The 15641-nt window shown below is 47.0% G+C and carries 1 protein-coding gene; it reads right to left on the reverse strand.

Translation table 11 applies throughout. The features are described from left to right. Window positions 1–5: 5 nt before the first annotated feature. Window positions 6–15572: a non-ribosomal peptide synthetase/type I polyketide synthase gene (locus tag M3630_RS02640; RefSeq protein WP_251251127.1), complete on the reverse strand. Its 15567-nt coding sequence runs from the start codon at window positions 15570–15572 to the stop codon at window positions 6–8. Window positions 15573–15641 lie beyond the last annotated feature (69 nt).

A 15641-nucleotide genomic window follows, 5' to 3' on the forward strand; every position in this document is an offset into this window, starting at 1 on the left:
ATCTATCATTGAATTTTTTCACCCAGCAGTTGAGAAAGATGATCTAACTCCTCAATGGACAGCTCATCGTATGTGAAATCTGTTGGGCTTTGCTCGACTGACTCTTTCGATAAGCAGTGCGTAATGATTTCTACGATTTTATCTCGGTAGGCATCCACGAGGCGCTGAATGGTTCCTTCTTCAAACTCTTCACGATGATAAGTAAAAGTAAGTGTCAGCTTGCGATTCACGACAATTCCATTCACATCAAGCGCAAAGGAACGAATGGCGGTCGGACTGATTTCTCGGCCAGGAGAGAGGGAGGAAGTCGTCATGCTCTCTGATTCCAAGTCTGTATCGAACTGACCCAAGTAGTTAAAACTGATCTCGGGCTTTACTTGGAACGTTAACGGAACATCGGTTTGTCTCGCAGACAGATACTGTAAAATACTGTATCCAATACCTTTGTTCGGAACACGCCGCAGGCTGTCTTTCACCATTTTGATCTGGTAGCCAAGCGATTCTGATCGGCTCATATCCAGTACGAATGGATACTGGGCTGTAAACCAACCGACTGTGCGTGAAATATCGATGCCCTTCACGATCTCTTCTCTGCCATGTCCCTCCAGATTGACGAGCACATGCTCTATCCCAGCCCACTCTTTTACCGCCGAACCCAACGCCGTAAGCAACAAATCATTCACTTCCGTGTTATAAGCCTGGTGACTATGCTTAAGCAGCTTTTCTGTATAAGCTTCATCAAGCTCGATGGTGACATCTGTTGTATCTTGCATAAGCGGTGCCCCAACCGTTTCCACCTTTGCCAGTGGAGAGAATGGCGTTTCCTCTACCTGCTTCCAATAACTGATTTCCTGTTGAATCTCGCTTCCCTGCGCATATTTTTGCAATTCTTCTGACCATGTTTGATAGGAATCGGTTTTCATAGGCAAGACAGGCTCTTCTTCCTGCAGCAAGGCGTCATACACGGTATGGAAATCTTCCAAGAGAATCCGCCATGAGACACCATCGACAACGAGATGATGAATCACAATTAACAAGTGATCTCCAGCTTCTGTTCGGAAAAGACCGAGATTTACCAACGCAGTATCCGTCAAATCGATTCCTTCCTGAATAAGCTGTGCAGCTTGCTCCATCTCCTCTACGCTTTGAGACGAAAACTCCCTGATCATGATGGGAACGAGACACTCGTCCAGGTTCCGATGTTGTTGGACAATGTTTGACTCATTCATTTGGAATTTCATTCGCAACGCATCATGATGCTCAATCAGCTTCGTAAATGCTTGTTGAACCAACTCTGGATCGAAGCCAGCTTCTCTGTACAACATGACAGATTGATTGTAATGATGAGGGTTCTGATGGTTTTGCTCAAAGAAGTTCATCTGGATCGGTGTCAATGCTACTGCTCCCATTACAGGCCCTTGATCAATTTGTCTGGTCAGCGGCTGGAGATATCTGGCTGCACTGCGAATACGCGGGTTTTGGAACAAGTCTTTCAATCGGAGCTCATACCCATGACTCCTCAATCTCGCTATCATCTGAAGAGCTTTAATGGAGTCTCCCCCAAGCTCAAAGAAGTTGTGGGTCACACTTACTTGTGCAAGCCCCAGCACATCCTTCCAGATAGTGACCATGATTTGTTCCTGTTCATCGGATGGCTCGACGATGTGTTCTTCCACCAAGAGAGAGCGATCAGGCAGAGGGAGTTTTTTCCGATCCACTTTTCCAACTGCGGTAATCGGCATAGCGTCTAGTCGGACGAAGAAAGACGGGATCATATAATCGGGCAAATCTTTCGCGAGCAGGTCTCTCCACTCGTCAGCCGAAAGCTCATGCTCAGTCACAATATACGCGCATAAGTACTTGCTTCCATTTTCTTCTTCTCTGGCGATAACGATTGCTTCTTTTACCTGTACCAGCGAAAGCAGCTTGCTTTCAATTTCCCCTGGCTCGATTCGATATCCCCTGATTTTGATTTGGAAATCCTTCCTGCCCAGGAAGTGGATGTTCCCATCCGGTAAATAGACAGCCAGGTCTCCTGTCTTATACATTTTTTCGTAACCCGGTTCCGCATATGGATTATCGACAAAGCTATGTCTTGTTAGCTGCTCGTTATGCAAATAACCTAATCCAAGCGGCATGCCTGAAATGTGGATTTCTCCAGGTACTCCTATCGGCACTCGTTTTCCATAATCATCGAGTAGAAGGATTTTCGTGTTGAAAATCGGTTTTCCAATCGGGATGCGATCTTCTTCTCCCGTAATTTGATAGGCAATGCATCCGATACTTGCTTCTGTCGGACCATACAAATTTGTCGGAGATACATACTGGAATATTTTCAGGAATTTGGAAACAGCAGACGGAACAATTTCCTCGCCGCCGATAATGATCTTTTTGAGCGATTGTAATTTGCCCTGCAGTTCGAGATTTTCAGCTAACTGATTCACGATCACATTAAAAACAGATGGGACGAAATCAGTTAAGGTAATTTGTTCATCTTCAATGATTCCAGCCATGTAATCAGCCGAAACAGTCATTCCTGTAGTAGGCAAGACCGTCTTTCCGCCATTGGTCAGCGGCCAGAAAAATTGCCAAATGGCACTGTCATATACATGGTTGGTAGTCTGAAGGACAGATTGCGCTGCGTCTTGTCCAAAGTAATCATCCATCCAGTTAAAGCGGTTGACGATCCCTCTATGCGGTACGACGACTCCTTTTGGTTTGCCTGTTGAGCCAGAAGTAAAAATGACATAGATGGGGTCTTCCGGCGATACGGACAGGTTCGGATTTTGTACCTCCGATGTCAGATTCCCCAGATCAATCGCGACCAATTTCGCTCCCAAATCCGTTTCCGTAAAGTCATGCCCAGATTCTACGAATACGAACTCGCTACCCAGCTCGGCAATGACAGACTGGAGTCGATCGACAGGCCACTGAACGTCCAATGGTGAAAACGCTGCTCCCGTCTTCATTACACCCAATAACGATACGACCAATTCCAGACTTCTTTCCATAAGCACAGGTACGTACTTGCCTTTTCCTATACCGCGTTTCAACAGATCAGATGCGACTGCGTTGGCTTTTTCGTTCAGTTGTTGGTAAGTGATTGTCGAGCCTTGGTAAGAAACGGCAATTCGATTCGGATAAAGTCTGGCTGATTCCTCGATAGCTATATGGATCGGTTGTACCACCGGATACTCTCGCTTCGTATCATTGCTGAGCTTCTCCAAAATCTGCACTTCTTCCGGAGACATGAGGTCAATCTCACCCACAAGAATATCCATGTTCGCCGCTACCTGACTCAGTACGTTGGTAAAATGGTTGATAAAACGCGCCATCGTTTCAGGCTTAAATAGGCTGGTGCTATATTCGCACTCCACAAAAAATCTATCATCTCTCGTCTCGACATTCATGACGATGTCTAACTTGGATATTTTCGTTTGGAATGGATAAAGCCTGACGTCTACCCCGTTCCAATCAAAGGCCGTATCTGCCACATTGTCATAGGAGAACATGGTGTCAAACAACGGATTCCTGCTTGGGTCGCGTCGAACCTGCAGCTTTTCTACCAGGTCTTCCAATGGATAATCCTGATGTTCAAACGCCAACAGTGACTTCTCACTTAGTTCTCGGACAAACTCGCGGAACGTCTTGCTGCCTGCTGGATAGTTTCGCAGGGCAAGCGTATTTACAAACATTCCCACTACATTTTGAACATCGGTGTGGTTTCGTCCTGCCACCGGAGTCCCTACGACAATGTCCTCTTGACCGGTATATTTGGACAACAAAACGTTGTACGCCGCCAATAGAATCGAAAAGACCGTTACGTTTGCTTCCTTCGCCAAGGCGTGCAATCTGCGGGATACATCCGCCTCAATCTCGCTTTCGACCGTACCCCCTTCAAAACTTTGAAGCTGGGGTCGCGGATAGTCCGTAGGCAAATTCATGACAGGTAGTTCCCCGCTGAATTCATCTATCCAGAACTGCTCCTGCCTATGCGACTGCCCCGTCGTCTTGATCTGTTTCAGCCAAGCCGAATAATCCTTGTACTGGACGATGAGTGGTTCTGGACTTTGCCCGTTATACAGTTGATTTAACTCATCAATGACGATGCTCACCGATGTTCCATCTGCAATGATGTGGTGCATGTCAATCAGGAGTAAATGCTTGTCCTCCACCAGTTTGACCAGCTTGACGCGCAATAATGGTGCCTGGTTCAGTTCAAATGGCTGAATGAACGTCCGAATGAGATTTTCTATACTCTCCGGACTGTCCTCTGCGTGAGCATGATCGATGGCAAAACGGACAGAGTCATGGACAAATTGTTTCGGTTCACCATTTACGTAGTCGAAGGAAGTACGGAACGCCTCATGCCTTTGGATAAGGGACTGGAATGCGTTTTCCAATGCCACAGAATCGAGCTGTCCGGAAAGAACCATAGCGCCTGCCATGTTATAGGCCACACTCGTTTCATCGAGTGATTGAACGGTGAAAATCCTTTTTTGTGAAGGAGATAGCTCATAATGCTCTTGTTTTCCAACCGACTGAATCAACGGCACTTCTGCTTGAGTCGCTTCGGAAATGAGGTGGGCAAAACTCCTGACGGTAGGATTTTGGAAAACGGCGCGCAGCGGAATTTCTACCTGCCACTCCTTGTTCACTTTGGCAAGGAGAATGGCAGCATGTAGCGAATGTCCACCGATTTCAAAGAATCGATCCAGAACGCCGACTCGCTCGAGCCCCAAGACCTCTTGCCATATTCCTGCAAGTTTTCTTTCATTTTCTGTCGAAGGCGCTACGTATTCCTCGGATACCAGCTTAGACAGATCAGGTTCAGGCAACGCACTGCGATCGATTTTGCCGTTTGGCGTCACAGGCAACTCTGCCAATGGGATGATAAAGGTCGGAACCATGAACTCAGGCAGGGAATCGGCTAAAAACCCCTTGATTTCGGATGGACTTACTTCCTCATCCGTCGTGTAATAAGCGCACAACACAACGGATTCATCTCCCTTTGTCTTCGGGAGCACAATGGCATTGCGAACCTTTTCATGGCGTAACAGCTGATTTTCGACTTCGCCCAGCTCCACACGGTATCCACGAATCTTCAATTGGTAGTCCGAACGACCAACAAACTCCATATTTCCATCTGCCATCCAGCGGACAATATCGCCGGTTTTATACATGGACTCACCAGGACGGAAAGGATTTGGGATGAAGCGCTCACGGGTTAATTCCTCTCGGTTCAGATACCCCCGCGCAACACCTGCTCCGCCGATATATAGTTCACCGTACACACCTACCGGCTGTGGCCGCAATTGGGAATCCAGCACATAAAATTCTGTGTTTTGCAGCGGTTTTCCGATCGGTACATTTCCGGTTGTCATTTCGGTATCGCCAGCCATTTCGAAGTAGCTGGAATCAATAGCAGCCTCCGTGACCCCATAGCTATTGATGATTTTGATCTGCCCGAAACGCTCGGCCAAGCGGACAAACGCTTCGCTTTGGCATGTATCTGAACCAAGAATTAGCAGTTTCAGATGATCGAGCGGCAATCCATTTTGATAAATGTACTCCATAAAAGGAAGAACAAGAGCAGGTGTCGATTCAAACAAGGAAATTTCGTACCGGGTCAACCACTGATAAAGAGCCGGAAGATCAATCCTTACATCACTCGGACAAATCACCAAATGTCCACCATGCAAAAGAGCTCTGCATAAATCCCCTGCAAACACGTCAAATGAGAAACTAGCCATCTGCAAAAGATTCACATTCATCTGTTCGAGTTCGTACTCGTACCGCCATGTATTGGCTACACTCACCAGGTTGCGATGCTCGATCATGACCCCTTTGGGCTTGCCAGTAGTGCCGGATGTATAAATGATATAAGCGAGATCGCTCGGTCCGGAGATGGCATCGAGATTGGACGAATCCTCCTTGTAACTGGCCTCGGCGTCCAGATCGATTACGGCGCCGCTGAATTCTACTCCGCTCTGTCCATTTTGATTGACCAGCATGACCGTTGCCTGACTGTCTTCCAGCATGAACGAAATGCGGTCCTTCGGATACTGAGGATCAATCGGAACATAGGCACCACCCGCCTTCATGACTGCCAAAACAGCGACGACCATGTTAATCGAGCGCTCTGCCAAAATCGCAACAGAGCAGTTTGGCCTTACACCCTGATCACGCAGCGTCCGGGCCAGACGGTTTGCTTTCGCATTGAGTTCCTGATAGCTGATCTGCTCTTCCCCGTAAGAGACAGCGACTTGCTCTGCATGGCGTATTGCTTCTGCCTCAAACCATTCATAGAAAGTTGGATAGAGAGGAGCGGGGATTTGCTTTCTCGCTTGATTAAAGTCGGCAACCACCTGCTTGATGTCTTCGCTGGACAAGTACTCCAGATCCGCTAGGCAACTCTCATTAGACTGCACAATGGAGTGAAGTATCTTGGCAAAATGATTAGCCATTCGCTCAACCGTATCGCGTTTAAACAGATGCGTGCTGTAATCAAATTGACAAGTGAGCGTTGTCCCATCGTCATGGACATCAAGACTGAGATCAAAAAGGGACACGCCTTTTGGATATTCATACGTCGTGACTTTGAAATCATCTGAGGCCACGTCGTCAAAGGATTCATAATGGTAATCAAACATGGTATCAAATAAAGGATTCCGGCTCAAATCTTTGTTTAGTTGAAGAGCATCAACCAGCTTTTCAAATGGGTACTCCTGATTTTCAAAGGCAAGGATGGCTTGATTTTTCACTTCTTTCAGGAACTCCTTAAAGGTCTTGCTTCCTGTTGGATAGTTACGGATCGCCAACGTATTTACAAACATGCCGATCATTCGTTCCAAATCAGGGTGTTGTCTTCCCGCCACAGCAGAACCGACAATCAGCTCCTCCTGCCCGGTGTATCGGTAAAGCAGTACATTGTAAGCAGCAAGCAAGACCATATACAAGGTCGTGTCAGTTTCCCTTGCCAATTGGAGTAACTGTTTTCTGACTTCCTCACCGATTCCCATTGTCAACCGGTCACCTTCAAAGGATTGAACCGACGGTCTTTGGAAATCAACGGGGAGCTTCAGTACTGGGAGCTCTCCTTGGCCAAATTGCTCAAGCCAGTACTCCTTTTGAGCCGAGAGCTGTTCTGACTGCTCCCTCTCTTGCTCCCATGCCACGAAATCTTTATACGTCACGCTGAGCTCAGGCAGTGATTCTCCTCTATACGTATGGAGCAGCTCACGGATAAACAGAGAAACCGAATAGCCGTCCGAAATAATGTGGTGCATGTCCACTGCCACAATGAAGCGCTTGGCTGACACTTGGAAGATTTTCGCCCTTATAAGCGGTGCTTTGCTGAGATCAAATGGCTGGATAAAGGTGCGAATTGCCTCATTTACATCCTCTTCGGACAAGTGTTGGACCTCAATATCAAATGGCAGATCGTCATGTAGAACTTGCACGACTTCATTATCCCTAATGACAAAGTTGGTCCGGAAAGAATCATGTCTCTGGACAACCTGTTGCAAAGAGTGAATCAGACGATCAAGTTCCACTTCCCCATCCAATTGTAAGTAGCCGGATAGGTTATAGGCGGTTCCTCCATCCAGACCTTGGAGGATGTACATCCTTTTCTGTGCGGAAGAAGACTGATAGTATGGCTGCAACTCGCATGAACGAATGGGTGTAAAAGTTTGATGCTTTGATGAGTCTACATATTTGGCCAATTCACGTATCGTCTGCGATTGAAAAATTTGATGCAAAGGAATTTGCACGTGGCATTCCTTGTAAATTCTGCTGAGCATGACAGTCGCTTGTAAGGAGTTCCCGCCTTGTTCAAAAAAATTATCATCCAGATACATTGGGGAGCTTCCCAAGATTTCCTGCCAAATGACTCTGATAGTCTCTTCGGTCGCCGTTCCAGCCGGCTCTGATTCTCTGCCGCTCATGCTTCTTTGTCCGGAAAGGCGATCGGTTGAATGGATTATCTGGATTTCTCCATTTCCTAGCGGAACAGCAGATTTCGTTGTTCGCTGCCAATGTGACGGATCTGCATGCTCGAGTCCCTCATCAGCCAGATACACCTGTCCGACCGCACCCACAGGAGCCAGTTGCTCATACTGATCCAGGACATAGAGGGAAGCTCGTCCTACCTGATCATCTGGCATTTCCTGCAAAAGCTCTGTCCATTCTGCTGTATATTTGCCCAGGTTGCCACCGGATTCGCGTTTCATTTTTTCCATCTCGTCGGGCTGTAAAAGTGATAGGGCACGAATTCTTTCCTGATCGTCTTCTCCAATACGGTGCAAGAGATTGGCAAAGTAGACGCCCCACTGGCGAAGAATCTCCGTGGTTACTACCCCGCTTCGTGCATCCACATCTACGACAAGCTCTCCGCCCACTTCTGTCACGTTTACAAAAAGATCGTACTTGCTGTAAATGATCCGATTGGGCAGCAGCGTAGCCTTCATTTGAGCGAAAGTCAGGTTGTGAAGCGGTCGATCCATATTGAACAACACTGAAAGCTCCGGCAAGTTTTGAGGTGGCAAATTCTCAGCCAATGCAGCAAAGGAGTAAGCTTGATGCTTTTCCATCTCCGCAACCGCCTGTTTCACTCGGAACAAATAATCCGCAGCCGTATCATCTCCGTCAATTTCCGTGCAAATCGGCAAAAGATTGACGCAGTTTCCGATCAAGGACATTTTACCGATATGGGACTGACCCGCAGTAGGAATCGCAACCACCATTTTTCTATTTCCAAGAAGGCGATGAAGGAAGAGGTTAAAAGTAGCCAACAAGGTTATAAACAGGCTGTTCTTGTTTTGAATGCTTCTTTTTCTTGCCTTTCTTGTGATGCTACTGTCGATCTTGAAAGTGATTCTCTCGCCTGTAAAAGATGGTTTTCCCGTTTCTCGTTGCCCTAAAGGAAAAACGAGCTTGGGGATTGGATCTGCGAATTTTTCGTTCCAGTACGCGAGCGCTTCCTGAAACGCCGGTTTCTGCATCTGATCTTCTTGCCAGTTTCGGTAAGCAGAAAACGGTGTAGAAGGCTCGAGCGATATGGGTCGTTTCTGTGTAAGGGCCGAGTAGATATCATCCAGCTCTTTGATAAACACAGCCATGGACCATCCATCCGCAATCATGTGATGGAAGGTGTAGGAAGTCAGGAATTTGGCAGGAGCCAGCTTGATGACACTTACCCGAAACAGCGGGTCCTCAGAGGACAGCTCAAATGGCGTGCCTGTTTGTTCATCCAACAGCTGATTCTTTTTTTCTTCCTGTTCCTTAGACGAAAGGTGGCTCAAATCCACGATTCGAACACGTATGTCCCTCTTGGGAAGAACTACCTGATACTCTCCGTTGGCATCAATGATGGTTCGCAACGCTTCATGGCGATCCACCATGGCTCGGACAGCCTGCTCAAACACAGGGATATCAAGCTCACCCTCGACCTGAAGTGTGGCGGTCTCGTTAAAAGCAGCGGATGCTTCCACGCGATATTTGACTGCAAACCACATTTGTTTCTGTTCGGGGCTAAGGGGAAGCCTCAGTTCTTCCCCCACCCTTTCCACAAGCGTTGCCTCTGACTTTTGCCCATCCCGTCTCGTAAAGTTTGTCAATTCGACGACTTGATTTTGTTTGCGTCCTCCATTTGGAGAAGTTGGGGGTGGCTCCGGCAAAAAACCTCCTCGGCGCAGATCATCAATACTTTCCTTCACCGCTTGGATCAGTCTCTCGATATCCTCATCAGAATGAGCAGTGGAAAGGAAGCAATTCCTGCCCTCCCATATATAAATGCCCTTGCTAATCAGATGATAGAAGAACAATTCTATATCGGTAAACGATACGAAGCGGAATAAGGAACCGCAATTGATCATCTGGATTGGAATCTGCTCGTTTTTAAAGTACACGTTAAGTGTTTCTACCAAGTAGAGGGTCTTTTGAGTCAACGCTTCCTGAAGCTTGGGACCCTGTTCCTTCAAATATTCCAGTGTGGCGATGGCGGCATGCATCGTGAGTGGATGCGTGCAGAACGTTCCGCCCACAAACGTCTTTTTCTCCGCATTTACCGGGTAAGACTGATCTCCAAAATTCCAAATCCCCCCATCAACTGCATCCATGAACGCGGCTTTCCCGGCTACAACACCGATCGGCATGCCGCCACCCGGAACTTTCCCATACGTAACGAGGTCTGCTTCTATTCCATACCATGCCTGTGCGCCACCAAGATGTATGCGGAATCCCGTAATGATTTCGTCAAAAATAAGGGCAGTGCCTGATTGGCTAGTAATCTCTCTGACTTCCTTCAAAAATTCCACCGGCTGTAGATCTGGACGGCGGCTTTGAACAGGCTCGACCAATATTGCGGCCAGTTCATGGGCATGTTTTTTGATCAGCTCGATTGATTTTGGATGGTTGTAGTTCAAGACCAGGACGTCATCCACCGTATGCTGGGTAATACCTGGTGCCATCGGTATGGCCTTCCCGTCCTGGGACTCAGGATCAGCAACTGTCAGAATGCCGTCAAATGTACCGTGATAGGAGCCGGAGAACAAGGCGATTTTTGAACGGCCTGTAACAGCTCTGGCCAGGCGCAGTGCCACCATTACTGCCTCGGTCCCCGAATTGTAAAAGGCAACACGCTCCACTCCGGTTAGCTCGCTGATTAACTCCGCTACCCTTCCAGCTACATCCGACATAGGACCCAGCGGAGGTAGATCTGATTGAATCTGCTCCTCGAGCTTTTTCATGATAAATGCGGGATTATGACCGAGCAGGTTTACACCGAAACCCATCGTCAGATCGACATATTCATTCCCATCCAGATCCCACATTTTGGAGCCAGCTGATGCTTGCGTAATAATCGGGTATACCATTTCCTTCCAATAGGAACGGAATCCAGACACATTGCGATTGTTGGCATGAACAAATCGGTGCTCTTGCGTATACTTCTTGGATTGCTTTGTCTTTTCCGTATAGCTTTGAATGAATGCGTTCAGATACTCTCTTTGTGTTGGCGTAAAATTGCCTCGTTCACCGATCATCAGTGGCTGATACGGTATAAAAGGCTTCTGGCGTTCCTCTTCATTCCCTTTGACCTTGACCGATAGTTTTGCCTCAGGTTTTTTGATCTCGGGAGCAACAGTCACAGATTCGACGTGTTGTTTTGGCACAAAGCTTTGTTCCTGATTCAACAGCTCCAATTGCTTTTGTAACAACGTAGCCATTTGGTTTTGATGGTCAGATAAGAGCGAAATCTGCTTTTCGATAATGGTTTCAACCGCACCTGATCTTATCGGGACTGGCATTTTCGTGGATTGCTCACTCGGCTCTGCTTGTTGAATACGTTGAACGTCATTCTGTTCAACCACTACGTTTGCTTGCGGTTGCTCGATTGCCATCCATTCCATTTGTTTGGCAGAAGCCACAGCCGGGCTACTGGATAACTCCTGAGCGATGTGCGCTGCTAGCATATCAACGCTGGTGATGGTTTCAAACAGCTCTTGGGCCGGAATGACCACTCCAAACTTTTCCTGAATTTCACGATTGATTTGTACGAGCATAATAGAATCCAAGCCTAGCTCCAAGAAATGGAGGGATGGATCAATTTCTTCTACAGCAAAACCTGAAGCATGATGAACCAACTCTTTCAGAACTTTTGCGATTGGCGCAGTTCCTATCTCTGACACAGTAGCACCTCTATTTCCGCTAATAGTATTCGTCTGTTCTGGAACGATACTGATCACATCATCTGTAATCCAAGAGCGATGCTGATCGAAAGGATAGACTGGCAATGGCATTTTTCTTCTCTTTTTGCCATCTCTGTTGAACGCATCCCAGTCAACCGTAGCTCCCTGTACATACAAATCGCATAATGTCGTTGCATACGAATACTTCATCTCTGCACTAGCCTTGTGGTACTTTTCCTGCACATCCCGGGCGGATTGACTCAATAAATGAACGGTTTCCTCTGGAACGCGCTTTTTACCAGGCGAGTAGACGAAAACGTCTCGATCATTTTCAAGCCGGACCGCCAATCGGTCGAGCTTTTGTTCGAAATCGCTGCGGCTATGCAAAATGAGCGCAATCCGATAGGGAAGCGTTTCTCTCCCGGTGTTTGCCGTATAGCACAAATCAGACAACGAAAGCGGTCCACGGGAAGAAAGAAACTCCCGATAATTTTGAATCAGACGTTGAAGGGCTGACTCGGATTTGGCCGACAAGGTAAACACTTGCACCTCATCTGAGACTGTCATTTCCGCTTCATTTACCGGCACATATTCTTCTAAAATAATGTGGCTGTTGGTACCGCTAAACCCAAATGAGCTAACCCCGCATCTCCTTGGATGTCCATCTGTTTCCCATTTTTCCAGTCTGTTTTGCACATAGACTGGGGACTTTTCAAATGCGAAATTGCGATTGGGTTTCTGGAAATGGACGAGGGCTGGGAGCTCTTTGTGTTTTAACTGCAAAGCAGCCTTAATCAATCCAGCGATTCCCGCTGCTTCATATAAATGTCCAATATTCGCTTTGACAGTGCCAATTCCACAAAACTGTTTCTTCTGTGTATATTGTCGGAAAGCTCTCTGAATTCCATCCAGCTCAACGGGGTCCCCGAGCTTTGTACCCGTTCCATGCGTCTCTATATAACTAATCGTTTCAGGGTCGACTTGGGCATCCTCCCAAGCGTCTACAATTAATTCTGCCTGGGCCTGTGAGTTCGGTGCGGTAATCCCGACTGTAACACCGTCTTGATTAACTGCGCTTCCCTTTATCACGGCATAGATGTGATCCCCATCCTCGATGGCTTTTTCCAAAGGTTTTAACAAAACAGAAGCTACGCCTTCACCCCAACCCGTTCCATCAGATTGATCGTCAAACGCCCTTGAACGGTTGTCAGAGGATTCCATTCCAATTCCAGCCTTCTGTGCCAGCAGGATGGTTTTGACTCCCCCTGCCAATGCCATCTCACAATCACCGCTTTGGATAGCCTTGCACGCCATATGAACAGCAACCAGGGAAGACGAGCAGGCCGTATCCACGGTGACAGCAGGGCCACGCAAATCAAGCAAGTGTGAAATGCGACTTGCAATTATGGAAGGAAGGTTGCCTACTACATAAGAAGGCAAATCCTTGGGACTTACCACTGACAAAAGGCGTTCGTAATCGTATCCAAGCTTGGAGAAGCCGACATACACCCCTACTTTTTCCCCTGAAAGCTTGTGCCCTCCATAGCCTGCATCCTCTAGCGTATTCCAAGCATTTTGAAGGAACAGCCTTTGGTTGGGGTCCATTAGCTTCGCTTCTTTTGGGGTGATAGAGAAGAATGAATAATCAAATTTGTCAATCTCCTCTAAATAACCACCTTCTACAAGGGTTGGATTGCCCTGCTCGCCTCTAACCAGCGATACATATTGTTCTGTGTCCTTTCGTCTCTGACCTTGAAGCTCATGAATGCAATCCTTTCCTTCCCGGATGTTTTGCCAAAATTGATCAACATCCTGAGCCTGCGGGAACTTACAAGAAATCCCGATAATTGCGATATCCTTTTGTTTCTGTTCAGGCGTATCTGTCTGTTTAATATGATCAGCCGTTTTTTCCTCAGGGACGAGACTGCGGGCAAGCCTGGCGATCGTCGGATAGGCGAACAAATCGGTTACCGCCAACGTGATCCCCATCTCCTCTTCTATCCGCCCTGCTAACTGGGTCAACTGCATAGAGGACGCGCCTACGTCAAAATAACTGTCGTTTAGTCCCAATCTGTCTGATTGAAGCACCTCGCGGCAAATGGCAAGCATTTGCTTCTCTAATTCTTCACGTGACTGAGGTGATTGATCAGCTCTCTCCTCTTTTACCTCTTCAGTGGTTCGGCGTCGTATTTCCTCGGAAACATCTCGAAATGCTCCAGACTGATACTCCCTTGCCACTCTATATCGTTCCACTTTTCCACTCGTTGTTTTGGGGATGCGCTGAATCGGCAAGACCTCGCTTATTCTCCATCCGGTTCGCTCGTTCAAATGCGTTTTCACTTTCTTGGAAAGCTCTATGAACTCTTCTACACTTTTCCGGTGAAGGATAAACACAAGAATGTCTTCTTCTTTGCTTTCCTCGTTGAATACCCCGCAAGCAACGACCTTCCCAAGCTCGACTCCTTCGACTTCTTCAGCAATCCGCTCAATATCATGTGGGTAAACGTTTTGACCATTCACGAAAATGATGTCTTTCGCACGCCCTGTAATGACAAGACGTTCGTTTCGCATAAAACCCAAATCCCCGGTTCGGAGCCATCCATCAGCCGTCATTACATTAGCGGTAGCAGCAGGGTTGTTGTAATATCCAGCAGTTACATTCTTCCCTCTAATCTGGATATGGCCAACCGTATCGCTTGGCAGCTCGCGATCCTCGTCATCACATATTCTTACCTCGCAAAAATCGATGGGGTAACCGACTTCTACCAAGGTGAGTGCTTCTGGATTTGTTTGATCCGTCATCTTGATTGGCTTTCCTACCTGGATAAACCTACGATCCAGAGAAAGCGTTGTAAAATGCAGATTCTGATCGGGTATCGATACTCCCACAGAGGCTTCAGCCAATCCATAGCACGGGAGCATGCTTGTTTTCTTCAATCCATATGGACTCATTTGATCCAAAAACTGATGGATTAATTCGGAAGCAATAGGTTCGGCTCCATTTAAAATCGTGCGAAGCGTGGACAAATCCCACCCCTCTGCCACTTCCGGTTTAAATCTGGACAACACATATTTATATCCAAAGTTCGGAGAAGAAGAAATTGTCGCCTTGTGCTCGCTTACCTTCTTCAGCCATAGAGTAGGCCGCCTGATAAACAGTGAGGTATGAATAAAATAATGCTGAACTCCTGCATACAACGGGGATAAATGGAACCCGATCATCCCCATGTCATGAGTTAAGGGCATCCAGCTTAGAAATGAATCAGACTCAGTCGTTCCAAGTCTGTTATTAATCGCAAGCACATTATGGACAAGGTTTTCATGCGTCAGGGTAACCCCTTTTGGATCTCCTGTAGACCCGGATGAAAATTGAATAAAGGCCACATGATCAGCAGAAGGATAATAGATTGTGCCCTTCTCTTCTCTTTTCCCGGTCTCATCAAGCAGGAAGGACTTCGACTTCAACGATTCCATTTCCGTCAGGTAGTTGTGTTTACGAAAGAAATCCTCCAGTCGTTTCCACACGCTGTCCGTCGTAATGAGATATGGATTGATTAATGTCCGCCAAACCTTTAACAGCTTAAGACGATGCTCTTCGTTATCCCCAACGGAGATAGGAACAGCAATCATTCCACCGAGTAAGCATGCCCAAAAAAGGCAGACAAAAGTTCGAAGATTACTATCCTCAATTTGAAAAACGACCTCATCACCAGGCTTGATTCCACTTTTTTGGAGGACAAATAAATAGCCGAGGGCTTCTTCATACAGTTCTTTATAAGAAACAAACACCTCATTCTGGTCTCCCAAAATGAAGGTAACGCCTTTATGGTCCTCGTTCTTCCACAATTCTAGTGCTTCTACTAATGTCTGAACAAAATGCAAAGCGTTGTTCCTCCCTTGTCCCGTGTTTGATAGTTTCTAGCTTGCCTGGTGAGCATAACCACTCCAAAT

This window comes from Brevibacillus sp. MER 51 (assembly GCF_023714195.1).
GTDB lineage: Bacteria > Bacillota > Bacilli > Brevibacillales > Brevibacillaceae > Brevibacillus.